This window comes from Paraburkholderia phymatum (assembly GCF_038900715.1).
Taxonomy (GTDB): Bacteria; Pseudomonadota; Gammaproteobacteria; order Burkholderiales; family Burkholderiaceae; genus Paraburkholderia; species Paraburkholderia phymatum_A.
Genome location: NZ_JAYMRZ010000012.1, coordinates 235,379 through 262,320 on the forward strand (window position 1 = coordinate 235,379; position 26,942 = coordinate 262,320).

The window sequence follows — 26,942 nt, forward strand, 5'->3', positions numbered from 1 at the left end:
GCAAAATAAGATGGCCCGAGATTGCCTGGTCAGCTACGCGGACGGCCGCGTCAGCAAACCAATCCGCGTACCGTACCGCGAAGACAGCTGACCGCACAAGCCCTCTCACGCCGATTCGACAGCTTCGAGATGGCGCCCGAAAGCCGCAACTTCGCAGATGGACGGTCACGGCCGTTTGCCTAAACGTAGCAATCACGTGGCAATTACGCGGCAATCTCCTGCGCGAAAAACATCGATCCCGCGATGACACAAGCACCCTCATCCTCCAATCTCGCGGTCAGCGCGGCCGTCAACTACCAGACAGGTGCGCGCGAGTAATCCGCCATGGCGGCAGCGGATCTCGACAGTGACCTGTGCAAAGCTACCCGCGCTGCAGCAGCCCTCGTACGAGACCTCGACGATCCATCGGTGAAACCGGGCGACATACCGTCCGTGGCGCGCGAGCGCTGCGCCCTCATACACCAGCGCCCGCAACATCCGCAGTTCCTCAGTGTCCGGCATGGCCGGAGAGCTAACGTCCATCATTTCCGCGTCCTCCGCCGTAATCCAGCGTAGAAGTCATGCACGGCGAACGATGCGCTCGCGCATGACATCGACGCAGGTGCAGGCTACTCGGCGGTGGCTCGCGCCGCGCGACGCGAACGCCGGCCTGCGGGCCGGCCAGAGGTAGCCGCATCAGAGTCCGCGTGATCCGGCTGCGTGCCTGGTTCGTCGCCCGACGTGGATTCCCCCGCTTCGCCGTCGGACGGACCGGCTTGCTCGCCCGCACCTTCGTTCTGCGCGGGTGCATCGGACTCGCGCGTCTGGCGTTGGCGGTACACCACCTGGTCGATACGCACGAGATTCAGCGAAATGGACTCTGCGTCGATATGGGCACCGGCGTCGGGCTCGTTGTCGCGGTTGATCCACGGACTGACGTAGAAGTCGCCCCGCACGACCACGCTCGCGCCGGTGCGGACGTGCTGCAGGACGCGCTCGGTCAGGCGCTCGTTCCAGATCGTCACGTCGACCGGAAACGTTCGTCCGTCACGCTGCTCCAGCGAACCGTCGTCGAGCCGCCTGTAACTGGCGGACATGACGCGCAGCTCGACAATGCGGCGCGCGCCGCTGCCAGTATTGACCTGTTTCATCGTGGGCGACGCCAGCACGTTGCCGACCAGTTCTGCATAGATGCCCATGGTGGACTCCATTCATCAAGGGATTGCCCCTGTGAATCGAGCGCGCTGTCCACTGCCTTTGGTTTTGAATGGCCGCTTTGCCGCAACCTAATGAGCCTCAATCGGCTCAACGCCGGGAGGCTCTATAGCGACTCACGCGTCGCTGGTCCTCCGAACCTTGACTGTGCCGTGTTCCAGATACATCGTGAGCTGGCTCGTCGCATAACGGAAAACCGACTCCAATGCGTTGAGCTCTTTCGCGCGTGCATTACACTGCTGCAGGTATGGGCGCAGCGGCGCAGGCACGCGGTTGAAACAGGCCTTCACGCTCGCCCACGCCACCGCATGCGGCTCGCCGCGAAGGTACCAGTCGAGTCGGTGGCGCGTCGCCCCGCTCGCCAGCGCAACCCGCACGCAGCGCAGCGATACATCGAGCCCCGCGGTCGCGGCCTCCAGTGCCAGAGTCTGCATCTCGTTCACCGTCTCCTCGAGCCAGTGTTCGTACGAGCGCAGCAGCACACGAAATCCCGCCTGGCCCGCGACCCTCGATACCGGCAGGGCCGTCACGGGTTGACCAACACCCGTCCCCTTACCCTTAAAGGCCTTTCTACGTCGATCCAGATCCGAAGTGCGATCCGTCATTGGGGCAGTCCTCGCATCATTGCACCAGTGCGTCTGCCGCAGTGGCCGCAATCGAATCGTCCGCGGACAGGGGCACACTGTCGAGCAGCCGCAGTTCCGCGTCCGACAGGCGGCTCACGCGCCGCCGGCTGTGACGTGGTTCGCGTTCGCCGGTGAACACATCGCGTGGCAGCACGCCGAGCAGTGCCCGCGTCACCTCGACACGCTTCGCTGCGGCAGCATCCGCGTTCGGTAGGAAGTCGACGCGCGAAAGCGGCAGCAGTTCTGTGCGCGTGAGCACCCTCTGGCAGTGCACCGCGAAGTGGAACACGGACAGGCATCGGTGCTTCGCCGCTCCGATGCGCCGGAAACCTTCGGTCGACGACATCAAGTCGCGCAGTACCGTTGAGCGGACGAGGCGCACCAGGTAGTCGAGTTCGACCAGCAGCATGACGATCATGTAGCCGTAAGGCGAACCAAAACCGAGCGACACCTGCGCCGGCTCACGGGATTGCAGCACAGAATATTCGAGTCCTTTTTCACGCGCGTCGTCGAGCAACTGGCGGGCATGCTGTTGCTCCAGCTCGTTGGCACGCCGGATACCGGCGATGCGTTCTGCGATCTCGACAAGCTTCCAGTCGGCGTAGGGGTTGTCGTTGCCCGACAGTGACCACAAGGCGCGCAGCGCGGCGGCGACGCGCCGACCGCCCGCCATCGCGTGCCCCTGTTCGCCAGGCGCAACCGAGCGCCCAAGAAACAGGCGCATCGCGTCACGAGTATGCAGCCGCATGCGGTCGGCACCGTCACTGCCAAGCTGCCCGATGCGGCCGATTGCCTGCGCCTCGTGCGGCCGCACAAGCGCATCACTCCCCTGTCGCAGAGTGTGCGCTTGCTGCATGTGATCGAACGCTTCCTCGCGCTCGAGAAAGAGCTGATAGCGGCCGAACAGCGGATCAGCGGGATCCGGATCGTCCTCAGCTATCAAATGCGCGAGGACCGTACGCTCCGCGTCGAGGTCATAGCCGTCGGCAAAGGGCGACGAACCAGAGCGCGAGAACGCATCGATGGATGGATCAGCTTGGTGACTATCGGCAGACGACGTATCCATGAAAGGGCTCCTTCAAACAGACTTTCAGCCAGGGAAGATGGCGAACGCAGCCGTGTTACCCCGGATAACACGTCGCTGCACACCTCGACATAGGCGATTGCTGTTACCCGGGGTAACAGCCATACTTGGCCGTAGCACGCTCACGGCCGCGCAGAGGCAATGGCGCCGATCACGCATGGCAAGCCGCCGGCCGTGCCGATCGAGCGCGCAACACGTCGCGGATTGTCGCCAGATGCGAGCGTGCGGCTTCGCGCGTTGAAACCGGCGATTCGACATCGCCGTTGAGGCGCGCCGACATTGCGGTTGCTTCCGCAAGCTGCATACGAGCGGCCCGCTCTCGCACAGCCCGTTCCAGATGCGCCCTTGTGGGCGCAAACTCGCCTGCAACATAGCGCCGCACGAGACTTGCGATGTATGCCACCGGCAGTTGGACAGGTTGGTGCCGGTGGCTCGCGGCCATCTCGTCCAGCAGCAGTTGGCGGTCTGCGCCAGGGATACGCGCGAGGTGCGACGCGATCAGCTTCCGTTCGCTCTCCGCGACCACGGCTGGCCAGACGAGCGGGCCGGCGAGCTCCGCGTCGGTTAGGTGAGACGACTTGAGATCGATGCCTACCACTACCTTGATGCCGCTGCGTGATGAATGCGCAAGACCGGTGGTTGTCGTAGTCCGGTATGTAATCGTCCTGTATACGCGCGCGTCCGGAAAGCACGTTTGTCGCCATCGGTAATGGATTAAACCCGCCAATGGTAAGACGGCGGCGGAAGGCATGGTGTCCAGCCGGGGACTTCCGGTTGGCGACTTTGGCCACGCCCCGCTGTTTCCACATGTAAGCGGCAGATGGCGAGTTGCGCACGATGGCATGCTGATGTCGGCGCTGTTACCCGGGGCAACAGCCTGCGGCATCGTTGGAGCAGGCCGTTCGTCTTCGACAAGCAGGCACCGCGCGAGCAGACTCTTGCGCGTCGCGAGTCGCTGCCGCATGTCACCGCCCGACACCAGACGTTCGAGCTGACGCTTCAGTTCCGCCGCATTGATCTGGGTGAACACGCGCCTGCCGGTGCGGTGACGCACGAGCTCGCGGATCAAGCCCTGGCGCACCAGCCGTGCCCTGGCGTTTTCCAGTTGGCGTCGGTTCAGTCCCAATGTGCGCTGCCACTCTGTCGCTGTAAGCGTGAACCAAGTACATTGCCGATCGGCCTCACGGCGCTGCAGCTGGACCATCCGCGAGAGCAACAGCGCGGCGTTCACGTTACCGACAAGGTCGACGAAAATGCGCCGGTACGCCACCGTCGGCCCAAGCATTTCCTGCATCGCATACTCGTCCGAGCGTATCGCCTCGATCGACCAGGGCAGCGTACCGACGAGCCGGCAATTCAACCGTACCGCATCGGATATCGCCTCCACCTCCAGGCGGTAATGCAAACGCGCCGGCTGACCACCGCGCCACTCCATCAGCAGCTTTCTGTTCCGCAAGCGGCGCCGCGCATTCTCCTGCTCCTCGCGCGAGAGTCCGGTCTCGAGAAACCAGTGGTCGCGTGTCTTATGGACCCATCCACCGTTGGCTTCCACGTCGCGGCCACGCCGCGTCCAGTAAACCAACTGCGAGAGCAGCATCGCGTCCTTCGGATGACCCGTGATGCGGGCGAGACGCGTCCCGAAGGCGATGGGCCGATAGGGTCTCAGCATGACCCACATTGCCTCGAACTCGACGATATAGGGATGGCTTCCGGGCATCATGGCAGCACCTGCTCCGGCTGTAGCCGACGCTGCGGTGGCCAGACGATGTGGGCCGTGCGCTCCTCGGCCTTCTGACGCATGAGCGTCATCACCGCCGGCCACAGGATGCGGAATTCATCGATGGGCGGCGTCTTCACCGTCTTTCGAGAGCGGTGCGCAACCACGCCCTTCGCGCGAAGCAGGCGCCGTGCGGCTCGCTGCTGCTGGTGCGACAGCGCGAGTCTGCGACCGAACTCGTCCGGCGCGACCGGCAGCCAGGCATCCCTGCGCCCCGTTTCGCTCTCGATCGTCGATAGTTCCGTCAGCATCGCGGCGGCGGCCAGATCGCCGCAGATCTCAATGAAGCACCGGTCGATCGTGACGGGCACGTCAAGCATCGAGAGGATGAACTCCGATTCGGCGGGCGGCAGTCCGGGTGAATCGGACCACGTTTTTCCGGGCAGAAGGTTGCCTTCCGGATCAAGTCGCATGTCGTACATGGAGAGGCTCCTATGAAGAGGAATCCACAGGGCGGTACGCCCCCCGAGACTTCCTCGTCTCGGGTTGAAGCGCGGCAAAAAGCGTGGCGAGTGACCATTGCGCCTGACAATGCACGTGCAGAGCCAGATACCGTTCGCGTAGATCGTCGATGCTCGCAAGGCGCGCCCACGCGTCAAATAGCGCATTGAGCTCGGACGGCGACAGCGCGCGAGGTTTGGTAGGTGCCGCCACACCCAGTTCGCTTCGCAAGCGGACAATGGCTGCACGCGTAGCCGTGCGGAAAAACGCACGGACCATCGGGAGGCTGGCCTGCCTCTCGACAAAGGCACGCAGCAGGAATTCGTCTCGCCACTGCCGCTCGATCAGCTCACATCGGCGCTGCAGCGCGCCGGTGTCGACAAAGACGCGCAAGGCGCCAGAGGCCAGCAGATCGCGTGTGAGTGCCGGCGCACGGCCGTCGCCCAGCACGCGCCGTATCACGTCCGGCAGGGAATCTGGTAACCGCAAGACGAGCGACTTCTGGCACGAATTCGTTTCACATGAAACTTTGTGATCCTCATTACGCGGATCCCCCCGCTGAACCTGGAGGCGCGAATAGGCGATCAGCTCGAGGAGCACGACATGCTCCAGCGCCGCACTTTCAACAGGTAGGAGAGCCTTGTCCATCAAGGCCCTCCCCGCTGAAGTCGCTCGTCAGCAGCGAGTTCTGGCCAGCGCGGGGAAGCGAAGCGATCAGGGTGCACTGCGCGGAAAGCGCGTGCAACGCGGATCAACTCAGACCACCATTGACCGATCGGGCGATCCGGATTGAGCATTACATCGAACATCACGTCCATACGGTCCGCAAGCAGCGGCTCGCCGATGCTAGTGTCACAAGCGCGGTTCCACGAGTCTTCGTCGCGAGCTATCTGCGCATATAGACTGTCGCGGGGCACGCGCTCGAGGCCTGATGCTGTGTTTTGCCTTGAGAGGCTGATGAGCCACCACCAACCGAGATACCGGTTCAGTGCGCCTTCGTCACCCTGCGCCTCGGTATCGAGCGAAAAATGCAATTTGCTTGGGGGTGGTGGCTCGACCATGAATCCATACGGCAAGCTTGGCGCGTCGCGTATGCAGCCGTCGAGACCGCAGGTCCGTGCGAAGGCGAGCACGGTTTCCCGAAAGAGCTCGTCTTCGTTAGCCTCACCAGTACCGGACGCAGCCTGCGACACCCGCTGACCGGCATCAGCGACCTGCGTTGATTCCCCATGCGACTCACTGTTGCGCCTGTATGGCTCGCTGGTGGACCCGGCTGGCCGCTGCTCGGCGGCATCCGAAGGCGCGGCAGGCGTGCCGCGACTGTCCGGCAACTTCATCTGATCGTCGAAATGCCTCCCGGATCCGCCCTGCATGATCCGTGGATCGTTTTGCTTTACAACCGATGCGGCAGATGGTGAATTGCTCGTTTGCACCGGCAGACGACCTACCTCACGCAGGTCATCTCCAGAGACGTTGGGCATGTGCTCAAGCAGATGACACATCTGGTCGAGCGCGTCGCCACCGACGCCAAGCTCGCCTGCAAAGCGCCGGCGCCAGGCACTCACCAACTGTGCGGCGTCAAACGGTGTCCGCTCCTCCGGCGCGCCGGCCGCTTCCACGATTCGATCGGAGCTGCACGCCATCGCAATCTGGACCAGTTCCGGGTCTATCACGCGCTCCTGCATCCAGCGATCGTCCAGACCCAACCGCTTGGCCAGCCGCAGCATCGCGCCCATACCCGGCTGGATCACATCCACCAGGGCGCGCCGGCTCAGGTACAACGTGGCCGGTCCAAGCGCCGACAGACGGTCAACCGCGAACTGGAACAGCGAGAGAAGCACATGGCTCACCGAAGCGCCCTCCTGTTCAAGCAGCCGCGAGAACTCGCGCAGCGACAGCGTTGCTCCACGTTCGGCTTCGAGGTCGGCCTTCAGCGCAAGATATCCGTTAGCCTTGTCCCAAAAGCACAGGTCCGCGCGCTGATCGTTCTCTCGCAGGTGTGCCGCCAACAGCTTTGCCTCGCCGGGCCACGGCACATAGACGAAGTCGTAGTGAAGAAAGCGTTCGTCGCGTGTTTCGTCGTAGAGAGCCGTCGCCGCCGTCACACGCGAGTTGCCGCCCTTGGCCACCAGATAACGCGTCTCGCCAGGACGGCGCGTGACGGTCACGATCTGTTCGATACCATTCGCGCGAATGGATTCCTTCAGTTCGGCGATGCGCTCGTGCGACGCCCGCCGCGGATTGCGCTCGTAGACCATCACGTCGGTTATCTTGAGGCGGATCACCGACGCGAACTGCGGCTCAGGCGATTGCGGCCCGGGCGACAGCACGTCGAGGCGCCGTGCGGCAAGGCGTTCCCGCGCCTCGTTGGTCGCTTGGCCTGATGTGCTCATGCGATCGCCCCGTGCGCGCTGTCAGCGGTCAGTGGGCAGTCGATCATACGTGCACGTGAACCCGCATAGACATTCGCCAGCGATGGGAATAGCTCCCACGCGAGACGATGCATGACGTTCCAGGCCGAGTTCCCGAAACTCCGACGACGATCGAAATCGTGAACAGGAACGCGTGCTGTTGCGGCTGCGGCATAAGCTGCGGCCGACGGGATAACCGTGTCGAGCACCCTGACTTTCGGATGGTCAGAGAACCGCTGTCGAAGAACAGCCGCGAGTGCTCTCGCGTTAGTCGTGCGCTCATGCGCATTGATCAGCGCGAGCAGATCACCGGAGCGGAACGGTTCGCCAAAATCGGCAAGCCGGTTCAAGTCATCCAGCATCGCGATCGTCCCCGAAGCAAACTCCCCGGCACTCAACGCATCGGGCTTCACGGGTGACACCATGACGTCAGCCGCCATTGCCGCCGACTTCTGCAGCTCACCCACCGCGCCTTGCGTATCGATGAGAACGGCGTCATAGGCTTCCATCAGCGGGCTTCGCATCGCCCGACGTAAGATCATGAGTCGGTCTTCTCGCCGGTTGAGCCAATCCTGCAGGCCCGCGTCCGGTGTGTCGGAATAGATGAGATCGAGATTGGAAAATATCGTCCGGCTGATACAGTCTGCGGCTGGATTGCCGCCTGAGGTCACGACGGCGCTCAAACCGCGCGGTGAACGGTAATGGACGGGAAAGAACTTACTTAGACTCGGCTGGACATCTGCGTCGATCGCGAGGACCTTCAGGCCGAAGGCTGCGAGCAGGCCGCCCAGATTAGCGGCGACGGTCGTCTTACCGACGCCGCCTTTGGTGGAGACGAAGGAGATAACAGCCGGCACGGTGGGATATCCAGTACAGCGTCATCGCTTGAGAAGAAAGTCGGTTGCAGAAATAAGAAGGGCTGAACTACGTCGATCAGGGAGACGGGCCATATTGACCACTGCCGCCGTCACCGGCGGCATCGCCACCGTCAGAGCGCGTCAATTGCGAAGCGATCCACTTTTCATACTCGTCCGCGGGAAAGAGACGGCGGCGACCCACGCGTATCGACGGCGGCATCGGCAACCCGAGCGTCAGGCGGTTACGCGCGGTCGCGGGCGCGATATGCAACTCACGCGCGATTTCTTCCAGCGTGTAGAACCGCCCGCTCGTCACTCGGCCTCCCTGAACAGACCAACCCTGACGGGTCCACCGTCTGCTGTTTTCGCCCAGGTACGTCCAGTCTTGTCCATTACTCGAACGTTCCTATAATCAAGGTACAAAATCACTCTAGGAACGTGAGACACGCATGTCAAGCACCACCGATCACGGTAACTACCATCAGCGCGTTGCGCAGGTGCGCGAGCGTCTTGATCTGTCCCAGGACAAGATGGCCCGTCAGCTCGGACTGTCACTGCGCGCCTATGCGAACTACGAACGTGGCGAGCGTGCAGTTCCCGTCGAACTGCTGCGCGGCCTATACGAGCAGTTTGCCGTAGACCCCGTGTGGCTGCTCACCGGCGACGGCAACATGATCTTCGATCGTGATGTGCGGTGCCGGCTTGATCAGAAAACGCTGGACAACGTACTGATGGCGGTTGAGCGAATCGAACAACGCCTGCCAGTACCGCTCGACGCGAAGAAAAAGGCACGGCTCGTTGGCCTGCTCTACGAGCAATGCCAGCTCCTGGGCGACACCGCAGACGACATCCTGAAAGACTCACGGATCGGCCGCCTGACGCGGACGTTTCGCTGACCGGCGCAGCGAGCAAAAATGCGAAACAGCGCTCACCGATCATCCATCGAAGGCTAAGCTTAACGCGTACCGTTTTTTCCGGCTAAGCCCGACAACCGTGCATTCGTAAAGGAGGTCTTCTATGGGGCGTCGAGAAGATATCCGCGAGGAACTCGAAGAGCTGGGCAAGGAAATCGAAGAGGTCACCCTGCGTTCCCGCTGCCGGCGTTCAACCCGGGTTCCATCGATTCCGGAAACGCATATTTGCATTCAACTTTTCATTCCACGTGACGCAACGCACTGCCTGGAAATTCATGTCTCAACGGAAGAGATTGAGGACAGCGGACGATCATAGAGCCTCGCATCCAGGCAGGTTGCCGAGGGGGGCCTCGATAAATCAAACACTACCTGAATCGTTTCTACGGTACTGGAATCTTGCACCAGCTTGTCAGGAATAGCCTCGGTGCCGCGCACAGTAATTCCATTGCGCAATGCCGGCGGCCATACCGCCGACCTCATCGCATAGAAGCCAAATGCCTGCGGACTCGCATTAAAAACAAGCAGCAGCCGACGCGATCGCGCCAGTACATATCACGTTCTGCTTTAACATTGGCCCCGTCGATCCATTGTGCCCCCGAAAGGTAAAAAGAGGCATTCTGCACGCCCTCGGCGCGCATGATGCTCCCGATGTTCAAATTCACGGAGAGGGGTACATCCATTATCGACGTATTGCCGCATGCAACGTTGTCGTTGCTGGAACCGGCCACAGACAGACTCGCCCTCGTCTCGATGCCGGCACCAAGCGAGGCGAGACAGCGATCGCCCCGCTGCTCTCAAAATCTCAACGTCGCACAAATTTGCGCAACACGCCCGCGACCGCACGATCATTTCCTAAGATCAAGACTCCTTTTCTGCCACCTTCGCACTGGTCTTGTGTGTCAATTGCACGAGGCCTCATCGCCACAGACGGGAGGGAGTCATCCATGAGTCATCGCGCCCTGTTGAACGATCAGGATTTAATCCGCTCGGCGTTTCCGGCATGGAATACTGTGCACCGCGACATGACATCACCTGACGAACTCAGGATTGCATTCGATATTGCCTTCGACTGGTTAAGCATTGCTCTGGCAATGTTGTGCTTGCATCGATTCGGATTGTGGTCGGCCTCGGCGGTGATCCCATGGATCGGCAACCGGCAACGTGCCCTCGGCAATCTGCTGCACGATGCCGCTCACCGCAATCTCGCACGATCGGTTAGTGTCAACGACACTATCGCGCGGATCTTCATCGCGCCGGCCCTGCTCAACAGTCTCGCGGTCTATCGCGAGTTCCATTCACGTCACCACGGCTGGCTGGGAGATCCCAAGCTCGATCCTGACTACATCGCCGTTCAACCTGAACCGGGTCGCGCATGGTGGCAACCGTATCGCAAGGTTCTCCTGACGCCGGCGGCGTGGCGAAGCTCCGTGTTCGGGCACCTGCATCTGCCACGAATCAGCGTGTCGCAAAAGATGGGCATTGTCGGATGGTGGGCGGCCGTACTCGGTGCCGTGACGCTGGTGCTCGGATTTCATTCGGCTGCCCTCTTCTTCGGTATGTGGATGCTGGCCAGGGCTACGGTTTTTCACGCCATCACCACATTTCGTGAGTTGTGCGACCACTTCGGCCGGCAACCGGGCGGAATCTTCAATTACACGCGCGATGTCTCCGCGCACAGCGTCTTACGCTGGATCATTCATCCACGTAACAACGGCTACCATCTTACGCATCACCTGATGCCTTCGATTCCCTACCATCGTCTTCGCAACGCGCACCGCAAGCTGTCGCAGTTGCCCGCCTTCGCCAGCAGAGCCAAGGTTTGTCATGCATACTTTCTCGGCTCCGACGCGGTGGTCCGTGAATGGGAAGTTCCTGCGGAGGAAAACGATGAGTGAGCGCAAATTGGGCGCCGCTCGCGTCGGTGCATTACTCATATCGGCAAGCTATGGTGTTGCGTTCCTCCTCGGGTCAGGCGAAATGGCGCTACATGCCGGCATAGAAGGCAGCCTCTATGCGATGGTCACGGCGCTGGGGATGCTCGCGCTCGCGGTTGCCGCACCAACGCTATGGCGCGGACGCGAGCTTATCTGGGATGTCTTCGGGCAACGCTATGGACTGGCTGTCCGCAAGCTGGTGGCTCTTCTGTCGCTTTTCTGGATGTCCGGCGTACTCGCGGCCCAGATCCATGGCGGCATCGCCGTGCTCATCGCGGCCGGACTCCCCGCAACCCATGCGTTGGCGCTGATCGCGGCCGCGCTGCTGGTCGTGTCTTCCCTGGAACTCGGCTTGGCGGCAATGCTATTCGCGTGCTGTCTCCTGGCGAGCAACCTCGCTCTCGTGCATGCGCTTGTCCAGTCAAACGGATTGCCACTATACCTGCACGCCTGGCCATCATTTGTTTACGGATTAAAGGCCGAGCCTCGAGCCGATACGCTCGTCACGGTCGTGGCAGTCGGATTTTTGGTAATCACGGGATCAGACTATCAACAGTTCGTCATTGCTGCGCGCCGACCGACCGACGCCAGGCTTGGCTGCGTGCTCGCGAGCATTTTTCTCATGGTTACCGGCTTTATCCCGGCGGCGACGGTCCTCGCAGCGCTTCATGCGGGAAGGCTTGCAGGTCTCACAGATCCCGCCAGCGCTATACCTTGGATCATGCTACAGGCCCGCGCGCCGATAGGGCTGCTCTGTATTTGCGCCATCCTGCTAGCCGCGCTCGGGTCAGGCGCTGCCGTGGCCCGTGCGATGATCAGCGCATTGGTAGCCCTTCACCCGTTCGATAAGCGGCGCGCAGCCGCCTGGCGACTACCGGTCATCGCAATTGGTTGCGCCATTGCGACTGACGGCCAAGCGATCGTCTCGACCATCGTGTCGCTCAACATAGTCTACGTTTCAGCCGTCGGGGTCTTATTTTTGCTTCACGAGATGGGACGATACGTCACACCGCGCTGCGCATTTATCCTGTTGGTTTCTGGGAGCGCAACGTCACTACTTGTCGCGGCTGCACATTGGACAGGTTTGGGGAATATACCAAAGTGGCTGCCTCTTCCTGCCGGGCTCGCCGCGTCCGCGTTCGTGCTATGCGGATGGCAGCTGACGGTTGCTCGCCACGGCGGCCGATCGTAGTTCGGACAAAAGTTCCGTCTTTGCTTACCGGAGCTGTCTCGATCGGGCTTCAGCAATGCGCAATCGACGACCGGCAGTGGCTCGGGTTCCGAATCGCTGTAATAGCCGTACAGATGATCGGGCCATGACACTTTACGGCCCAATCTGCGCCCTATCAATTCCGGTCTGCCTGGATCAGGCTCCGCCGTGCGCGATCCACCACCAGTGCGCTGATCTCAGCCAGCGGCTCAGGTTCCGCTTCCCAATGATGCCAGTAGAGATCAACCAGTAAGTCGTGGCCAGGGGCGAGCGCAACCAGTCTGCCAGAGCTGATCAGCGGCTCGGCCTGCATTGCTGGTACGAGTCCATATCCGATTTCGTCCAGAATTGCATTGAGTAACGCCGCCGGCGAAGGGAAGTAGTGCTTCACGTACGACCCAGGCATCACTCTGAACCTGAGCTCGAGAAACGCGTCGTGCAAAGCATCCTTCCTGTCAAACAGAATGGCCGGGACGCCCAACAAATCGGGCAGCACCAGGCCGCCAGAAAGACGCTCACTGGCGAATGTCGGTGTTGAGACACATTGATAGCGCATCTGCCCGACCGGATCGGCCAGAAAACCCTCGATCGGCTTCCGCTCCGTCGAAAGGCAACCTTTAACGTCGCCTCGGGCAAGAGCATCGAGCGTATGATCCTGGTCGTCAACAACGATCTCAAGCGCAGCATGCCGCTGTGCCAATTCGCGCGCGACCGCACCGAACCACGTTGCAAGAGAATCTGCGTTAATCGCAAGTGCGAGGGCTGTTGGCCCCACTCTACCTGGCATGATATGCCGGAGCAGGGTGTCCTCCTGAAGCCGTACCGACATGAAATGGCGCAGGACCTCTTCTCCCGCCTTCGTCGGCGTCACTGTCGGTTCGCGTGTCACAAGCACCGCGCCTACTGATTCCTCGAGTACCTTGACCCGCCGCGAAACTGCGCCAGGAGAAATATTCAGCGCGGTCGCAGCTAGTCGGAAATTGCGGTGCTCCACCACTGCGGCAAACGTTTCTAAATGCAATAAGTTCAACATTGTGCCCTCTTCCAGGACCGTTCTCACTGATCCCCGCGCATCGTCAAGCGCAATATGGCGCGGCAGAGTTGAAGCGCCTTGACGAAGTGTCGCGCGTGCTTCGTCGAAATCGATGCAGCGTCCTCTGTGATTTCGATCGTCAATCCTTAGCAGATCACTCGAAAATACTTGAACAGCGCCTACATGACGATGCTGATGGCGCCAGCGCTAGCCAGCTGTCCGTGCTAGTCGGACTTTACGCCCGACACTCCCACTGCGCCTATTACTTGTCCATCCACAATCAGCGGCACGCCGCCGTTTGAGAGTCGTCGAGAGTGGCGCGCTCAGAAAGGAGTACAGCCGCCGTTGATCATGCCCTCAGAACTTGGTCTCACGACGGCACAGCGCGCAGTGCGCGCCTCTTCCTGTTCAGGATAGGCACTCGCCGGCGAGACGCCGTCGAGCGGCGCGAGCGCGAGCGGATGACCACCGCCGTCGACGACCGGGATGGCGACAGCCCAGCCGTTGCGGACTGCTTCGCCATTAGCCGCTTCGAGGATGCGATTCGTTTCGGCAATGCCGAGCGATGGCTTCGTTTGCATCTCAAATCCTCTCTTGCTCTGGGGAAAGCAAAGCTTCGACGAGCTCGATCCAGTGCATGACGTGGCTCCGCCCTGCGCTGTTTAGATGTGTTTGACATCCAATATTCGCGCTCACGATTGCATCCGGGTAATCGGCCTCGAGCGCATCAAGCTTGTTGTCGCGCAGTTGGCGTGCGATTTCCGGCTGCGTTAGCGAATACGTCCCGGCCGAACCGCAGCAAAGATTGGCGTTCGCTACGCTCGTCAGCTCGAAACCTAGCCGCGACAGCACGCCTTCAACGGCGCCACCTAACCGCTGAGCATGCTGCAAGGTGCAGGGGCAATGAAATGCGATTCGCCGACCAGTCACGCGGGTGAAAGCATCGAGCGGCTCGGCGGCTACGACCTCAACGAGATCGCGAGCCAGCGTACTCACGCGCCGCGCCTTCTCCGCATAGGCGAGATCGAAACGCAGGAGATCGCCGTACTCCTTCACGAACGCCCCACAGCCACTCGCCGAAATCACGATTGCCTCGGCGCCCGCCTCGATTGCAGGCCACCACGCGTCGATATTGCGTCGCGCGCGACCGAGGCCTGCGTCCTGCGCGTTCAAATGATATTCATTCGCACCGCAGCATCCCACCTTCGGCGCAGGCGTCACGCTGATCCCAAGCCGGTCGAGGACTCGCGCAGCGGCCGCGTTTGTATTCGGCGCGAGCGACGGTTGCACGCAGCCTTCGAGCATCAGCACGTGGCGCGCATGCCGTACAGGCGACCGCGAGATTGCCGTTGGCGATGCGAAAGGAATCTTATTGCGCAACGCCTCGGGCAGCAGACTGCGCACCGTACGGCCCACACCGAGCAGTGCAGCGAACGCGGTCGGCCGCGATACGACGTGGCGTAGCCCGGCGCGCAACAAGCGCTCACGCACCGGTCTCGTCACACGTCGTTCGACCTCCGCGCGCCCGATGTCGAGTAGCGCGTGGTAGCGTACGCCCGACGGACATGTCGTCTCACAGTTGCAGCAGCTTAGGCACCGGTCGAGGTGCAACTGCGTCTTTTCGCTGACGGGCTGCCCCTCGAGGACTTGCTTGATCAGGTAAATGCGGCCGCGCGGTCCGTCAAGTTCGCTACCAAGCAGTTGGTAGGTTGGGCAAGTCGCGTTACAGAATCCGCAATGCACGCAGGCGCGCAAGATCGACTCAGCCTCGTTCGCGCGCTTCAGGCGCTGCGTCGCTTCGCTCAAATTGGTTTGCATCGGATCAGAAACCCCGCGTCAGAGATCCGCGTAAAGGCGGCCCGGGTTGAAGATCCCCAGGGGATCAAGCTGTGCTTTCAGACGCCGATGCAACCGCATCAGCGGATCGGGCAATGGGTGGAACGGAGTGTCAGTGACGCCGGGCGTGAAGGCGGTCGCGTGGCCGCCAAGCTCCTTCGCTACGCGGCGCACGTCGCTTTCATCCACATCGCTCTTGAGCCAGCGCTGTGCGCCGCCCCAATCGAGAAGTGCGTTACCGGGTAACGCCGCAATCGGCGCCGCCGAGGGCAACGACAAACGCCATAAAGGACGCGTGTCAGCAAAGAACGGCAGTGTGAAGCGCCTTAGCTGTGCCCAAAACGTTCCGTCCACATCGGTGCCGCCGATGCCGTCACGCGCAGCTCGCACTGCGCCGATCCCCCCTTCAAGACGCAGGTGCAGGCCGCCCTCCGCATAGCAAGCGCCCGTAACCGATAGTCCCGCGCGGCGCCACGCGACAAGCCGGCGGTGTGCATCCGCGGGCGCCAGCTCGAGTACGACGCAGCGCGTCGCACGCGGTTTCGGGAGCACCTTCAGCGATACTTCAGTCACAAGCCCGAGGCAGCCAAAGCTTCCCGCCAATAGCCGAGATACATCATAGCCCGCGACGTTTTTCATCACCTCGCCGCCAAAGCGCAAATGCTTGCCATTGCCTGAAATCACGCGGCAGCCAAGCGCGAAGTCGCGCACTGCTCCAGTCCACGGCCGCCGGGCCCCGGACAAGCCGGTCGCAAACATACCGCCCACCGTACCAGCGCCGCCGAACATGGGGGCCTCGAACGGCAGCATCTGGCCTGCATCGTCGAGCAGCGCCTCCACTTCAGCCAACGGCGTGCCCGCGCGCACCGTCACGACAAGCTCGGTCGGATCATAGTGGACGATACCGCGATGACCGCACGTATCGATCGTCCGCGCATCAACAGCGCGCCCCAGGAACGCTTTGCTGTTGCTGCCGCGAATGAGCAGCGATGCGCGCGCAGCGCGTGCCGCTTCGACCTGGGAGATCAACGCGGCGCTGTCGTCTGCCGGACCCGGTTCGCGTCGCATTAGAATCGCTCCAGTTCGGGAAATGGGAGATGTCCACGGTGGATGTGCATCGCACCGAACTCCGCGCAGCGGGCCAGTGTCGGAATGTTCTTCCCCGGATTCAACAGCCCCGACGGATCGAATGCCGCCTTGATAGCGTGGAAATAATCAATCTCTTCCCCCTTGAACTGCACACACATCTGATTAATCTTCTCGCGCCCGACGCCATGTTCCCCCGTGATGCTACCGCCCACCTCTACGCATAGCTCGAGAATTCGGCCACCCAGTGCTTCCGCTCGATCCATTTCACCTGGCCGGTTTGCGTCGAACAAGATGAGAGGGTGCATGTTGCCGTCGCCAGCATGGAACACGTTCGCTACCTGGAGTTCATACTCATCGGATAACGCCGCGATCTCCTTCAGCACGCGCGGCAACTCCCGGCGAGGAATCGTGCCATCCATGCAGTAGTAATCGGGCGAGATGCGGCCCACGGCCGGGAACGCATTCTTGCGACCTGCCCAGAATCGATGGCGCTCAATGTCGTCGCGAGCGACGCGCAACTCGGACGCCCCCGCTTCGTGCAGCAGCGACGCGACGCGTTCGGCGTCTTCCTCCACATCGCTTGCCACGCCGTCGAGTTCGCACAGCAGGATCGCCTGCGCGTCGACCGGGTAGCCGGCATGGACAAAATCCTCCGCCGCGCGGATTGCGAGGTTGTCCATCATTTCAAGGCCGCCGGGGATCACGCCCGCGCCGATGATCTTCGCGACAGCCGCGCCGGCTTTACTGGCGTCATCGAAGCTGGCCATCAGCACCTGCACGCTGGACGGCTTCGGAAGCAGCTTCACAGCCACCTCGACTATGACACCGAGCATTCCCTCGGAACCCGTGAACAACGCAAGTAGGTCAAAGCCCGCGCTGTCGAGCGCGTCAGATCCGAGCGTGAGCAGTTCCCCCTCAATCGTCAGGATATCGACCTTTAGGACGTTGTGCACAGTCAGGCCATATTTGAGGCAATGCACGCCACCCGCGTTTTCTGCAACGTTGCCGCCGATCGTGCAGGCGATCTGTGACGACGGATCCGGAGCGTAGTGGAGCCCATACGATGCCGCAGCCTGGGAGATTGCGAGGTTGCGTACGCCGGGCTGCACGCGCGCGATGCCGGCGTCCGCATCGATTGACAGAATTCGGCTGAATTTCGCCATCACGAGCAAGATGCCCTTCTCGAGCGGCATGGCACCACCCGACAGCCCTGTACCTGCACCGCGGGTGACGAGCGGCACGCCGCGCGCCGCTGCTACTTGTATGACAGCGCCCACCTCGTCGATGGTCGACGGCAATACCACGAGGAGCGGCATGGTCCGATAGGCAGCTAGACCGTCACATTCGAATGGACGTAGGTCCTCACGTTCAGTCAGGATTTCCAGCTCGGGTGCCCGCGCACGAAGCGCTGTCACCAGCTCAGTGCGATCGACCACTTGCAGTAGGCCGTCGATCGCTTCGTCATATATGAAGCTCATTGCATCATCCCCCCATGCACGCCGTTCGCCACGCGCTCAATCTCGAATTCCGCAAGCTCTTTCGATTGCAATCATTGAGATGCATTACTGATTGCCTTCCACACCACTTTAGTGACATGTCGAAAGGCGTCCCGATCAGGGCAGGTATCGCCTGCTCTTCGGATATAAACGACCAGCCCAAACATATGCGAAAGTAGTTGAGCGCCACGCATTGCACACTCCGCTGCACTCAGCGTCGGATTCAGTTTTGCTACAAGCCCCACGAACAATTCATGAAACTCGCTCGTATTTTTATCAAAGAAATCGCGCGTAGACTCGTCGTGCTCCGCCAGACCCCAGCATTCGAGGGCGAAGCCCCCAGCGATGTGCCCTCTGGGCCCCGTAAGCTCGGCAAATATCTCATCGATGATGGTGTCGAGGCGAGCCTCTGGAGACAGAAGCTTGTTCTTGGCAATTGTCGTATATCGTGCGATGTAACGCCGGGTCATTTCGGCGATAGTGGCCCGCAACAGCTCATCTCGCGTATTGAAATAGTGTTGCAGGGTTTTCAGTTGAATCCCTGCCTCGGTGGCAACGCCCCGCAGCGTGAATCCTGCATTGCCCTTCGTTGCGAACACGCTGATCGCCACTTCGAGAATCGCCGGCACTCGTGTCGTCCTGTTACCGCGACGCGCAGGCTGCGCAGCACTTGCGCCCAGAATTTCCTCTGATGTAACGTACATCTTTCTCATCGTCGCGATCCTCCGCCGCATGAACATACCTGTACCGGCCTTACCGTTGCAGCGCTCGGCCGGTCCACCCGTCCGACACGGTGTCATCGTCTCCAGTCGCGCAAATAGTACGTCACACGACGAACTAAGTACAGTAGCAAACGCCGAGCAATGTGGCGTCGTAGCTCCTTCGATGGCCGCCATTGAGACAGGGAAAGTCCCTACGCATTCGAACCTTGTTTATTCGTCACGCGACAACTAGCATTTCGTCAAATGACGAATGATTTGGCGGCCACTGGCGCCGATCTACCGTCGCCCTCGAACGGCTCCGTCCAGTCGGTCAAGGCGAGCTGATCTGTTGCAACTTGCGGCTGAGGTGCGGGAAATGGTGGCTGAAGAGGGATCTTTGCGTTCGCTGATTGATAAGTGGTTGATGCCATCATGCGACGCATCCGTCCGTGTAGTGCGATATGGCCACGAACACAATCCAGGTCATAGACGGTGTGTACTCGTAGAACTTGTGGACTCCGAAAGTCCGTTGGCCCTCTTCTTCTTCCAGCATGACGATGGGCGATGGCACGTGTTTCCACAAGCGCCCACAGGGCAAGCAATGCGTGTTCACGCTGTGCGGCGGGCAGATGTGTGCTTTACGTAACGCCCAAGGATTAACAAAACAAGCGACCGCCTTGCACAGGGTAATTTTCTTTAATTGGCTTTTCCCGTTCAAACGAATCACGAGCTGATTTTACCTTTGACGAGCCTTAGGCTGATCGACCGTAAAAATGGTAAAGCGGATCATTCATATCGGTGGAGACAATGATTAAGAATCGCTCTATCCTCGCTGGCGCACTCAAGATGGCGGGAGTCGCAATCATAATTGTGATTTTCTGGCGTGCGTGGGATGTTTCCGAAGAACGCTTATCATCTCCGCCATGTACGTATTACGGCGGTATTTGCTCTTTCCCCACTGCCATACCGGCAGGCCCGATACATCTGATTCCGTGAATATGTGGCCCCACGATGCTCCTATGGGCATCATGGGCCACATATTTTGAGAAAGCCTCGACAGCACGGCTTTGTACCGTGCTTTTCGTCAAGCGCTCACGCGTCCACTTCGATCATTGCAAAATCAGTCTTGGTCGCACCACACTCGGGGCACTGCCAATCGACGGGAACATCTTCCCATCGAGTTCCTGGCGCAATGCCTTCGGCCGGAAGTCCCAAGGCCTCATCATAGTAAAACCCGCAAAAAGCGCATTGCCACTTTTTCATAATTGTCCAAAGGTAGTTGACGATCTGGGTGTCCGCTCAAGACTAGGTACTGCGGAGCACCAGGCGGAAGCGCGCTGCCCATCAAGATTCAATCAAACAACGCGGCCTTGCAATAGAGAGGCGCACCATGGCAAGTTCATCACTGCGTCGAGCGCTCGGTGACAGGCGATGACTGCGCAGCGTGACCTTCCCCCACCACATGTAAGCCCGCGCGACGCCCCGAAAATACGCAGTCGGCTACTGAAGTTCCGCTGACGTAGAACCCCGATGGAATGCCCTTGGCAGCTCGTCCCGCAGCGAACAGGCCCTTGATTCGTGAGCCGTCGGAACGCATCACGTGGCCGGTGCTTTCATCCACGACGAGCCCCCCCATTGGGATCGATGGGCACAGGAATTTCTTGCTGCCGATCGAAATATCGATTGCGTAGTAAGGGCCGCCGCGAAGCGGCGTCTGATACTCCTCCGGCTTACCCCATTCGTCGATACCCGATTTGACGCCGGCGTTATAGTTCTCCACGGTAGATACGAGCGCGTCGGGAGCAATGCCACAGCGTTGAGCCAGTTCCTCCAAGGTACGCCCCTTGACCGCTGAGAGAAGATTCATCAATAGCGGAAGTCTGAACTCGTGCCAGCTCTCTCCGCGGACAGGCACAGTATCGAGAAACGAACGCCGATAGGATGCGCGGTCAATAATTACCCACGCCCGCCCGCCCGTCTGTTCGGCAACGGCGAAGCCAAGATGGCCAAGATATGCATCTTCGTTGATGAAGCGGCGGCCTTCGCAGTTCACGACCACGCTTTCCACAAAAGAAATCGGCGGACTGATCGACCGCCACGCGGTCACTGACTGCATGCAATCAGTGACGCCGCCCACGCTCTGCCCGAGCCGAATACCGCTTCCGTCGCAACCCAGGGTCCCGAGCGGCATCGCGTCACGGTATTTCGGCGCGTATTGATCAACCATCTGCCGGTTAAACGCAAAGCTGCCTGTGGATAGGATGACGCCGCGAAGCGCCCGGATTCGAACTGGACGGGTATGCTCCCGCTCTAGTGACGCCAGACGTTCGCCGGTGCGCAAAGCGGCAGGTACGAAGAACCGTTGCCACGCATTCACGCGCGCAATCAGCTTGCGGTGCTCTCGGCCTGCGGCAGAATCGGGGTCTATTGCACCGGCCTCCACGCCGATCACTGCACCATGACGGTCGACGATCAAGCGCTTCACGGGGCAATGATCATGCACACGGACGCCGTGCTGCACCGCCGACGCCGACAACGCGGCGTACAGGACAGATCCTGTATATTTCGGCCCGACCACACGATGACCGCGCGGAGCAGGCTTCGCGTACTGCCGGTAGCGCGAGACCTTTTCGTTCCCGGAAAAATATAGGTCATAGCCGACCGGCGGGTAGGAACGCTTCCCGTCGTAAACATGACCGCCAAACCGGACGCCGTGTGATTCCAGCCACTCAAGGTTCGTATTGCTGTCCTCGCAAAACTTGCGCAATGTTGAGTCTAGAACTGTGTCACCGACTTCCTGTTTGAGGTAGCGATACATTTCCTCCGGCGTATCATCGTATCCGGCCGAGCGCTGATGACGCGTCGCGCCGCCGTAATAGATGCCCCCGCAGAGCGCCGTTGCCCCTCCGCCGCCGAACCTGTCTAGCGCAAGCACGTCCAATCCGTGCGCGCGCGCTTCCAGAGCGGCGCAAGCACCCGCGCCGCCAAAGCCGACGACGATCACGTCGGCAACACCATCCCAGCATTCGGATTCTGCATCCCCGACGCGCAGCGGCTCCTGCACATAGGAACTCCAACGGGGATCCGCCGGCGTACTTTCCCGCCGCTCGGTATCCAGCGAATCATGGGGTTCGCTCATGACATACGCTCCAAGTCAATATGTTGGCCTCGAATGCAACCGTGTGCGCGGCGTTACAGTTCGTCACCCAATACTACTTTGTGCAGTTGTGTGCTCCCCGGGGCCGACGCGCCAGATCCTCGTTTTCATCGCGGCACGATAGCTGATTATCAATCATCTATTCGAAGTTGCCTACTAGGGTGGGCCCTCTTCCTTGCTAGCGAATAGCCATGTAAACTAACGCATGGTCAGTTAAATGCGACGGATTTACGCGAACAACAGCGCACGAAGAATGTCGCTCGCTACGGACCTGTCGATGCACCGTTTGCATCCAAACACAGGAATCCTCGATGACACCTTACAAGGTCGAATGGTCGGAAGCAAACGTAGCGGCCATGCTGGAGCGCGTTAGAAGCACCACGCTCCCACCCGCCCCTCCCGGATCCGCCTGGACCTATGGCTGTGATGCAGCCTTTCTCGAGCGTGTGCGATCCTACTGGCTCGACGAGTACGATTGGCGCGCTGCCCAAGAAAATCTCAATCGCTTTCCTCAGTTCACGACGCGCCTCGGCGAGTGTGAGATCCATTTCGTCCATGTGCGCGGCGAGAGCGAGGGCCGGAGACCGCTGCTCTTGACACACGGCTGGCCAGGCTCCCATTTTGAGTTCTGGGAACTGATCGAGCCCTTAGCGTTTCCCTCTCGCTTTGGAGGCCGCCCCGAAAGCGCGTTCGACCTCGTCATCCCCAGCTTGCCCGGCTTCGGGTTTAGCGGCAAGCCGCCCGGCCCCATCGGCCAAAGAGCAACCGCTGCACTGTGGAACGAATTGATGACCACGGTGCTAGGTTACCCGCAGTACCTAGCGCAAGGAGGAGATTGGGGTTCCGTTGTCACCTCGTGGCTCGGACTCGATTGCGCGGCATCAGTCAGGGCGATCCATCTCAACATGATGGCGTTTCGCTCACACGCGCCCTCTCAGAACGAAGACGAGCAACGCTGGATGGAGGCGACCCAGCTTGCACAGATTCGTTACGGCGGTTATTCCGCTCTTCAGATGTCAAAGCCGCAGTCGCTTGCGTGGGCCACAGCAGATAACCCGCTCGGCCAGGCTGCTTGGATCATCGAGCGCTTTCACGATTGGTCCGACTTGCGCCGGCGCACTTTCGAGCAAGTCCATCCGCTTGACGAGTTGTTGACCAACGTAATGATCTACGTGATGACCGGCAGCTTCGTCAGCGCCGCTTGGTACTACGCCGGCGTAGTGCAGGATGGCTTCTGTATGCTGCCGCCCGGGGTGCGCTGCGAAACGCCCACCGCTTATGCCAGCTTTTCAGGCGACGCATTGATGCCGCCGCCGCCACGCAGCCGTTTCGAACTGCTATACCGATTGACGCGCTGGACTGATTTTTCGGAGGGTGGCCATTTCGCCGCCATGGAACAGCCTCGCGCCTTTCTCGATGATCTCCGCACGTGGGCAAGCGAATGTTGGCCGCTAAGTTGACGACCAAGCGCACATTGATCCATCCTCGCCAGGCGAGGTCGTCATGACTGCCGCGCGCCGAAGCCAATCGCGGCTCCAGCTGACGCACGGCCATGCGCTGCTAAGTTCGCTGCCAGCATACTTGAATTCGACAATGGATTACAGGGCGCTGCGATGCTTGCCTCCATCGACGATGATCCATTCTCCGGTAATGTATGCCGCCTGCTGCGACGCGAGGAAGGTCACAATGCCCCCGATCTCATTCGGGTGGCCTACCCTGCCCGCAGGAATACCTCCGCTGACTTCGGGTGACGTCTCCACCGCGCGTATGTCGAGCCCTTCAGCTGAGAGGTAAGCGCGAGACCCCTCCGTGGAAATCCAGCCGGGCGCCACGGTATTGACGGTCACCCCGTCGGCCGCAACCTCGTCCGCAACGGTCTTGAGAAACGCGACGGTCGAAGGCCGGACGGTGTTGTGCAAGATGTGGGGGATCGAGGCTTCGGGCTCTTTTGCCGTCCCCGATCCGATGTGAATGAATCGCCCCCAGCGCCGTTGCCGCATGGAAGGGATCGCTTCGCGCGCCAAGTGGATAGTCGCCAAGGTGAAGACCCGGAAGATCCGCTCGTACTCGGCCGGGTCGGCGTCCATGAACCGCCCCGTGCTGAAGTCGTTGGTCTGACTGGCCACGATGTCTGGCGCACCGAATGCTTCCTTAGCAACGGCAAGCGCGGATCGAATCCCGTCCAATGAAGTGAGATCGGCCGAGACCCCGATCGCTGTACCGCCAGCCGCATCGATAGCGGCCACGGCGCTAGCGATGGCGCTCTCCTCGCGCGCCACGACAACGACCCGACAACCCTCTGCCGCTAGCATGTCGGCGCATGCCCGTCCCATGCCCTTGCTTCCGCCCGCCACTAGCGCGACTTTTCCCGCAATACCGAGATCCATGCCTCCTCCGAGTCAACGCTAAATGCATTCGATTCCTGCCGCTCGAGCGTCGTTCAGTCGATCGCCTCTGCGTGAGGCACAACGGGACGGCTTTCACGCGTCCCTTTCATGCGACGGTGCGGATCGCCGGGATCGTTTGGCGAAATCACAACGTAGTCCCGTTGCACCTCGAGCAGCGTGCCGATAAACGGAAAGTCTCCTAACGACTCGACCCGGTAGCTCACGACGTCGCCGGCTTTGAAGGTTGCGGGATCGAAATTGAATGTGAAGGGGCATTGTTCCCCCTCGTTCGATTGCATGTTCTGCATAGTGAACCCGATCGGTCTATTCGGTCAGAGACGCTCGAACACAGCGGCGATGCCCTGGCCGCCGCCAATGCACATCGTCACCAGTGCGTAGCGGCCGCCCGTTCGTTGGAGCTCGTAGATTGCCTTCGTTGCGATGAATGCTCCCGAGCAGCCGATCGGATGACCCAGCGCGATCGCGCCACCGTTTGGGTTGGTCTTCGCCGGATCCAACTCGAGGCCTCGACTGACAGCGATGGCTTGTGCGGCGAAAGCCTCGTTGCTCTCCACTACATCTATCTGGTCCAGCGTCAGACCGGCCTTGCGCAACGCCAGCTTGGATGCCGGGATCGGGCCCTCGCCCATGAGCTCGTTCGGCACGCCGGCCACTGCGTACGATACCAAACGCGCCATTGGCTTATATCCGCCCGACATAGCCACCGACGCCTCGGCGAGCACGAAGAACGCCGCGCCATCGTTGATGCCCGAAGCGTTCCCGGCAGTCACCGAACCACCGTCTTTCTTGAACGCCGGCTTGAGTTTCGCAAGCGACTCCATGGTCGTGCCGGCCTTGACATGCTCGTCGGTGTCAAAGATTACGTCGCCCTTCTTGGTCTGCTTGGCAATCGGCACGATCTGCGATTTGAAGCGGCCCTCGGCGATCGCAGCCGCGGCACGACGGTGCGATTCGGCGGCCAGCGCGTCTTGCTCTTCGCGAGTTATGCCCCATTTGGCTACCAGATTTTCGGCGGTGATGCCCATGTGGCCAACACCGAAAGGATCGGTCAGCGTCGCAACCATGGCATCGAGCATCGTTACATCACCCATGCGTGCGCCGCTGCGCATCGTGGTGGAAAAATAAGCTGCGCGGCTCATCACTTCTACGCCGCCACCGACGCCGTAGTCGCAATCGCCGAGCAAAATGTTTTGCGCGGTTGTCACGATCCCTTGTAGGCCCGAGGAGCATAGACGGTTCACGGCCATGGCGACCGAATCCATCGGAAGACCCGCCCCGATAGCCGCGACGCGCGCGACGTAGGCGAAGCGGCTTTCGGTCGGGATCACGTTTCCGACGGTCACATAGTTGATCCGGCTCGGGTCGACTCCGGAACGCTCCACCGCGGCCCGCATCACTTGGGCCGCCAAGTCGGCCGGCTCCATATCGGCAAGCGAACCACCGAAGGTTCCAATGGCCGAACGTACTGCGCTCAGGACCACCACTTCACGTTTTGCCACCGCCCCCTCCTTCGTCCAAGCGGCACCACGCCGCATTTCATCGATCGACATAGCTGCCGAGCCCTCGCGGGCAGTGTTGCTGAGGCCGCGCTCATGCCAAAAGATGACTATGAGTCAGTTTATACAATGAATTAAATTCGAACAACCCCTATCCCGTAAGGTCTCCTCATACATAAGATGACTATGAGATAGTTTTATCGGGAACTAGCTGGCACAATTGGGCGTGACCGCGACCACCTGACGTTGCGTCTCAGTGGTATCGGCATCGAATCAAACCCGGAGGCAAGCAATGGATCTCGGATTGAAAGGCAGGCGCGCCTTGGTGACCGGCAGCAGTTCCGGCATCGGGGCTGGCATCGCGGAAGTGCTCGCGGACGAGGGGGCAACACTGTTCGTGCATGGACGCGACGCGCAACGAACCGAGGCGATCGCTGCACGTTTGCGCAAGAAAAACGTCGAAGTGCATTCGGTGCTCGGCGATCTCGGCTCCGACGCGGGCGCGCACTCTGTCATCAAGGCGGTACTCGATAGGCTGGGAGGCGTCGACATCCTCGTCAACAACGCCGGAGGCTCCGGCGTCCACGGCAATCCCGCCTGGTTCGATGTCAGCCTCGACACATGGTTAAACGGCTATAGCCAGAACGTTGGCGCCATCGTGCGCCTATGTCATGCATTCGTGCCTGGCATGCAGCAGCGTGGATGGGGACGCATCGTCAACATTGGCAGCGGCTCGGGAATGCAGCCGCTCGCTACCATCCCGCACTACGGTGCATCCAAGGCAGCCCTCAACAATCTGACCTTGAGCCTGTCCAAAGCGCTGTCCCATACCGGCATAACAGTCAACACCATCTCCCCCGGCGCGATACTCACGCCGGCGCTGGAGGCCTGGATCCGGGACTTGGCGCGTCAGTTGAACTGGGGCGACGACTGGGCCACGATCGAGAGACGCTATACGACCGAGTTTTTTCCGCTGCCCGTAGCCCGAATCGGCCGTGTCGAGGACATCGGCAACATGGTCGCGCTCATCGCGAGCGATCGTTGCTCCTACGTGACCGGCGCAAACATCCGGGTAGACTGCGGCCACGCAAGCGCGGTGAACTGAAAGCTGCGCGCAGTCGGCGCCCGCCCAGTGCGCTGCATACCGTCACCTAGTGTGTCGTTCCGCTGATTCGCGTACAAAGTCTTTGTAGCTTGGCGAGGATGGAATCAGCGGTAGCAGTCCACATGAATGGCTCGCAGTTTTGGTTGTAGTGGGAGACAAATTGATCGATACGT

At 60.7% G+C, this 26,942-nt stretch carries 26 protein-coding genes and 2 pseudogenes; 6 read left to right on the top strand and 22 right to left on the bottom strand.

Annotated elements, in window-relative coordinates:
• Positions 1 to 258: 258 nt before the first annotated feature.
• The 10 genes from VSR68_RS22765 to VSR68_RS22810 form a co-directional block, all read right to left on the bottom strand.
• On the bottom strand, positions 259 to 525 hold the full coding sequence (locus tag VSR68_RS22765; RefSeq protein ID WP_342941990.1) for a hypothetical protein: 267 nt from the start codon (positions 523 to 525) through the stop codon (positions 259 to 261).
• Between the two features lie 83 nt (positions 526 to 608).
• Positions 609 to 1,178: a single-stranded DNA-binding protein gene (locus VSR68_RS22770; protein WP_342941991.1), complete on the bottom strand. Its 570-nt coding sequence runs from the start codon at positions 1,176 to 1,178 to the stop codon at positions 609 to 611.
• Positions 1,179 to 1,310: 132 nt separating this feature from the next.
• A complete protein-coding gene (locus VSR68_RS22775; protein WP_342941992.1) occupies positions 1,311 to 1,799 on the bottom strand; it encodes a hypothetical protein in 489 nt (162 codons plus the stop codon).
• A 16-nt stretch (positions 1,800 to 1,815) separates the two neighbouring features.
• Positions 1,816 to 2,886 carry a PFL_4669 family integrating conjugative element protein gene (locus VSR68_RS22780; RefSeq protein WP_342941993.1) on the bottom strand — a complete coding sequence of 357 codons (1,071 nt, stop codon included), beginning with the start codon at positions 2,884 to 2,886 and terminating at the stop codon, positions 1,816 to 1,818.
• 169 nt (positions 2,887 to 3,055) lie between these two features.
• Positions 3,056 to 4,624: a hypothetical protein gene (locus tag VSR68_RS22785; protein WP_342941994.1), complete on the bottom strand. Its 1,569-nt coding sequence runs from the start codon at positions 4,622 to 4,624 to the stop codon at positions 3,056 to 3,058.
• Positions 4,621 to 5,103, bottom strand: a complete 483-nt coding sequence (locus VSR68_RS22790) for a hypothetical protein (protein WP_342941995.1) — start codon at positions 5,101 to 5,103, stop codon at positions 4,621 to 4,623. Before VSR68_RS22790 ends, VSR68_RS22785 begins: the two co-directional genes overlap by 4 nt.
• A 10-nt stretch (positions 5,104 to 5,113) precedes the next feature.
• Positions 5,114 to 5,770, bottom strand: coding sequence for a hypothetical protein (locus VSR68_RS22795; RefSeq protein WP_342941996.1), 657 nt, complete (start codon positions 5,768 to 5,770; stop codon positions 5,114 to 5,116).
• Entirely contained in the window at positions 5,770 to 7,515 is a 1,746-nt protein-coding gene (locus VSR68_RS22800) for a ParB family protein (protein ID WP_342941997.1), read from the bottom strand. The genes VSR68_RS22795 and VSR68_RS22800 overlap by 1 nt, the downstream gene beginning before the upstream one ends.
• The gene (locus VSR68_RS22805; protein ID WP_342941998.1) at positions 7,512 to 8,390 is read right to left on the bottom strand and encodes a ParA family protein; all 879 of its coding nucleotides are present in this window, start codon (positions 8,388 to 8,390) and stop codon (positions 7,512 to 7,514) included. The genes VSR68_RS22800 and VSR68_RS22805 overlap by 4 nt, the downstream gene beginning before the upstream one ends.
• A 76-nt stretch (positions 8,391 to 8,466) precedes the next feature.
• Positions 8,467 to 8,706 carry a DNA-binding protein gene (locus VSR68_RS22810; protein WP_342941999.1) on the bottom strand — a complete coding sequence of 80 codons (240 nt, stop codon included), beginning with the start codon at positions 8,704 to 8,706 and terminating at the stop codon, positions 8,467 to 8,469.
• A 133-nt stretch (positions 8,707 to 8,839) separates the two neighbouring features.
• On the opposite strand from VSR68_RS22810, the gene VSR68_RS22815 reads away from it, so the two are divergent.
• The 4 genes from VSR68_RS22815 (at position 8,840) to VSR68_RS22830 (ending at position 12,430) form a co-directional block, all read left to right on the top strand.
• A complete protein-coding gene (locus VSR68_RS22815; protein ID WP_342942000.1) occupies positions 8,840 to 9,286 on the top strand; it encodes a helix-turn-helix transcriptional regulator in 447 nt (148 codons plus the stop codon).
• Between the two features lie 121 nt (positions 9,287 to 9,407).
• Positions 9,408 to 9,620, top strand: coding sequence for a hypothetical protein (locus VSR68_RS22820; RefSeq protein ID WP_342942001.1), 213 nt, complete (start codon positions 9,408 to 9,410; stop codon positions 9,618 to 9,620).
• A gap of 628 nt (positions 9,621 to 10,248) precedes the next feature.
• A complete protein-coding gene (locus tag VSR68_RS22825; RefSeq protein ID WP_342942002.1) occupies positions 10,249 to 11,199 on the top strand; it encodes a fatty acid desaturase family protein in 951 nt (316 codons plus the stop codon).
• Complete coding sequence (locus VSR68_RS22830; protein WP_342942003.1) at positions 11,192 to 12,430, top strand: sodium:solute symporter; 1,239 nt, start codon at positions 11,192 to 11,194, stop codon at positions 12,428 to 12,430. Before VSR68_RS22825 ends, VSR68_RS22830 begins: the two co-directional genes overlap by 8 nt.
• Before the next feature lie 154 nt (positions 12,431 to 12,584).
• On the opposite strand, the gene VSR68_RS22835 is transcribed toward VSR68_RS22830, so the two are convergent.
• The 8 genes and pseudogenes from VSR68_RS22835 to VSR68_RS22870 form a co-directional block, all read right to left on the bottom strand.
• Positions 12,585 to 13,481, bottom strand: coding sequence for an HTH-type transcriptional regulator ArgP (locus tag VSR68_RS22835; RefSeq protein ID WP_342942004.1), 897 nt, complete (start codon positions 13,479 to 13,481; stop codon positions 12,585 to 12,587).
• 224 nt (positions 13,482 to 13,705) lie between these two features.
• Positions 13,706 to 14,062: pseudogene (locus VSR68_RS22840) on the bottom strand (GlcG/HbpS family heme-binding protein).
• Between the two features lies 1 nt (position 14,063).
• Positions 14,064 to 15,299, bottom strand: a complete 1,236-nt coding sequence (glcF, locus tag VSR68_RS22845) for a glycolate oxidase subunit GlcF (RefSeq protein ID WP_342942005.1) — start codon at positions 15,297 to 15,299, stop codon at positions 14,064 to 14,066.
• 18 nt (positions 15,300 to 15,317) lie between these two features.
• Complete coding sequence (gene glcE / locus VSR68_RS22850; RefSeq protein ID WP_342942006.1) at positions 15,318 to 16,385, bottom strand: glycolate oxidase subunit GlcE; 1,068 nt, start codon at positions 16,383 to 16,385, stop codon at positions 15,318 to 15,320.
• A complete protein-coding gene (glcD, locus tag VSR68_RS22855; RefSeq protein WP_342942007.1) occupies positions 16,385 to 17,884 on the bottom strand; it encodes a glycolate oxidase subunit GlcD in 1,500 nt (499 codons plus the stop codon). The genes glcE and glcD overlap by 1 nt, the downstream gene beginning before the upstream one ends.
• A 71-nt stretch (positions 17,885 to 17,955) precedes the next feature.
• Positions 17,956 to 18,615: a TetR/AcrR family transcriptional regulator gene (locus tag VSR68_RS22860; RefSeq protein WP_342942008.1), complete on the bottom strand. Its 660-nt coding sequence runs from the start codon at positions 18,613 to 18,615 to the stop codon at positions 17,956 to 17,958.
• Between the two features lie 1,080 nt (positions 18,616 to 19,695).
• Positions 19,696 to 19,866: a rubredoxin gene (locus tag VSR68_RS22865; protein WP_342942009.1), complete on the bottom strand. Its 171-nt coding sequence runs from the start codon at positions 19,864 to 19,866 to the stop codon at positions 19,696 to 19,698.
• 139 nt (positions 19,867 to 20,005) lie between these two features.
• Positions 20,006 to 21,742, bottom strand: a complete 1,737-nt coding sequence (locus tag VSR68_RS22870; RefSeq protein WP_342942010.1) for an FAD-binding protein — start codon at positions 21,740 to 21,742, stop codon at positions 20,006 to 20,008.
• Between the two features lie 329 nt (positions 21,743 to 22,071).
• Between VSR68_RS22870 and VSR68_RS22875 the strand changes: the two genes are divergently transcribed.
• The gene (locus VSR68_RS22875) at positions 22,072 to 23,220 is read left to right on the top strand and encodes an epoxide hydrolase family protein (protein WP_342942011.1); all 1,149 of its coding nucleotides are present in this window, start codon (positions 22,072 to 22,074) and stop codon (positions 23,218 to 23,220) included.
• Positions 23,221 to 23,358: 138 nt separating this feature from the next.
• Here the strand turns inward: VSR68_RS22875 and VSR68_RS22880 are convergent, their stop codons facing one another.
• The 3 genes from VSR68_RS22880 to VSR68_RS22890 are packed head-to-tail and all read right to left on the bottom strand — an operon-like array spanning position 23,359 to position 25,703.
• The gene (locus VSR68_RS22880) at positions 23,359 to 24,147 is read right to left on the bottom strand and encodes an SDR family oxidoreductase (RefSeq protein ID WP_342942012.1); all 789 of its coding nucleotides are present in this window, start codon (positions 24,145 to 24,147) and stop codon (positions 23,359 to 23,361) included.
• A 53-nt stretch (positions 24,148 to 24,200) separates the two neighbouring features.
• Entirely contained in the window at positions 24,201 to 24,455 is a 255-nt protein-coding gene (locus VSR68_RS22885; RefSeq protein ID WP_342942013.1) for a hypothetical protein, read from the bottom strand.
• Between the two features lie 24 nt (positions 24,456 to 24,479).
• Positions 24,480 to 25,703: an acetyl-CoA C-acyltransferase family protein gene (locus tag VSR68_RS22890; protein ID WP_342942026.1), complete on the bottom strand. Its 1,224-nt coding sequence runs from the start codon at positions 25,701 to 25,703 to the stop codon at positions 24,480 to 24,482.
• Positions 25,704 to 25,956: 253 nt separating this feature from the next.
• Between VSR68_RS22890 and VSR68_RS22895 the strand changes: the two genes are divergently transcribed.
• A complete protein-coding gene (locus VSR68_RS22895) occupies positions 25,957 to 26,769 on the top strand; it encodes an SDR family NAD(P)-dependent oxidoreductase (protein WP_342942014.1) in 813 nt (270 codons plus the stop codon).
• A 46-nt stretch (positions 26,770 to 26,815) separates the two neighbouring features.
• On the opposite strand, the pseudogene VSR68_RS22900 reads toward VSR68_RS22895, so the two are convergent.
• Positions 26,816 to 26,942: pseudogene (locus VSR68_RS22900) on the bottom strand (IS630 family transposase); the annotation flags it as partial.

Excerpts from the sequence above, each read along its gene's own strand:
- VSR68_RS22870 (WP_342942010.1), bottom strand. The coding sequence starts at position 21,742 with ATGAGCGAACCCCATGATTCGCTGGATACCGAGCGGCGGGAAAGTACG.
- VSR68_RS22880 (WP_342942012.1), bottom strand. The coding sequence starts at position 24,147 with ATGGATCTCGGTATTGCGGGAAAAGTCGCGCTAGTGGCGGGCGGAAGC.
- VSR68_RS22790 (WP_342941995.1), bottom strand. The coding sequence starts at position 5,103 with ATGTACGACATGCGACTTGATCCGGAAGGCAACCTTCTGCCCGGAAAA.
- glcD (WP_342942007.1), bottom strand. The coding sequence starts at position 17,884 with ATGAGCTTCATATATGACGAAGCGATCGACGGCCTACTGCAAGTGGTC.
- VSR68_RS22835 (WP_342942004.1), bottom strand. The coding sequence starts at position 13,481 with ATGTTGAACTTATTGCATTTAGAAACGTTTGCCGCAGTGGTGGAGCAC.
- VSR68_RS22800 (WP_342941997.1), bottom strand. The coding sequence starts at position 7,515 with ATGAGCACATCAGGCCAAGCGACCAACGAGGCGCGGGAACGCCTTGCC.
- VSR68_RS22765 (WP_342941990.1), bottom strand. The coding sequence starts at position 525 with ATGATGGACGTTAGCTCTCCGGCCATGCCGGACACTGAGGAACTGCGG.
- VSR68_RS22860 (WP_342942008.1), bottom strand. The coding sequence starts at position 18,615 with ATGAGAAAGATGTACGTTACATCAGAGGAAATTCTGGGCGCAAGTGCT.
- VSR68_RS22825 (WP_342942002.1), top strand. The coding sequence starts at position 10,249 with ATGAGTCATCGCGCCCTGTTGAACGATCAGGATTTAATCCGCTCGGCG.
- glcF (WP_342942005.1), bottom strand. The coding sequence starts at position 15,299 with ATGCAAACCAATTTGAGCGAAGCGACGCAGCGCCTGAAGCGCGCGAAC.
- VSR68_RS22780 (WP_342941993.1), bottom strand. The coding sequence starts at position 2,886 with ATGGATACGTCGTCTGCCGATAGTCACCAAGCTGATCCATCCATCGAT.
- VSR68_RS22890 (WP_342942026.1), bottom strand. The coding sequence starts at position 25,703 with ATGCGGCGTGGTGCCGCTTGGACGAAGGAGGGGGCGGTGGCAAAACGT.
- VSR68_RS22830 (WP_342942003.1), top strand. The coding sequence starts at position 11,192 with ATGAGTGAGCGCAAATTGGGCGCCGCTCGCGTCGGTGCATTACTCATA.
- VSR68_RS22895 (WP_342942014.1), top strand. The coding sequence starts at position 25,957 with ATGGATCTCGGATTGAAAGGCAGGCGCGCCTTGGTGACCGGCAGCAGT.
- VSR68_RS22875 (WP_342942011.1), top strand. The coding sequence starts at position 22,072 with ATGACACCTTACAAGGTCGAATGGTCGGAAGCAAACGTAGCGGCCATG.
- VSR68_RS22815 (WP_342942000.1), top strand. The coding sequence starts at position 8,840 with ATGTCAAGCACCACCGATCACGGTAACTACCATCAGCGCGTTGCGCAG.
- VSR68_RS22775 (WP_342941992.1), bottom strand. The coding sequence starts at position 1,799 with ATGACGGATCGCACTTCGGATCTGGATCGACGTAGAAAGGCCTTTAAG.
- VSR68_RS22795 (WP_342941996.1), bottom strand. The coding sequence starts at position 5,770 with ATGGACAAGGCTCTCCTACCTGTTGAAAGTGCGGCGCTGGAGCATGTC.
- VSR68_RS22885 (WP_342942013.1), bottom strand. The coding sequence starts at position 24,455 with ATGCAGAACATGCAATCGAACGAGGGGGAACAATGCCCCTTCACATTC.
- VSR68_RS22770 (WP_342941991.1), bottom strand. The coding sequence starts at position 1,178 with ATGGGCATCTATGCAGAACTGGTCGGCAACGTGCTGGCGTCGCCCACG.
- VSR68_RS22865 (WP_342942009.1), bottom strand. The coding sequence starts at position 19,866 with ATGAAAAAGTGGCAATGCGCTTTTTGCGGGTTTTACTATGATGAGGCC.
- glcE (WP_342942006.1), bottom strand. The coding sequence starts at position 16,385 with ATGCGACGCGAACCGGGTCCGGCAGACGACAGCGCCGCGTTGATCTCC.
- VSR68_RS22820 (WP_342942001.1), top strand. The coding sequence starts at position 9,408 with ATGGGGCGTCGAGAAGATATCCGCGAGGAACTCGAAGAGCTGGGCAAG.
- VSR68_RS22785 (WP_342941994.1), bottom strand. The coding sequence starts at position 4,624 with ATGATGCCCGGAAGCCATCCCTATATCGTCGAGTTCGAGGCAATGTGG.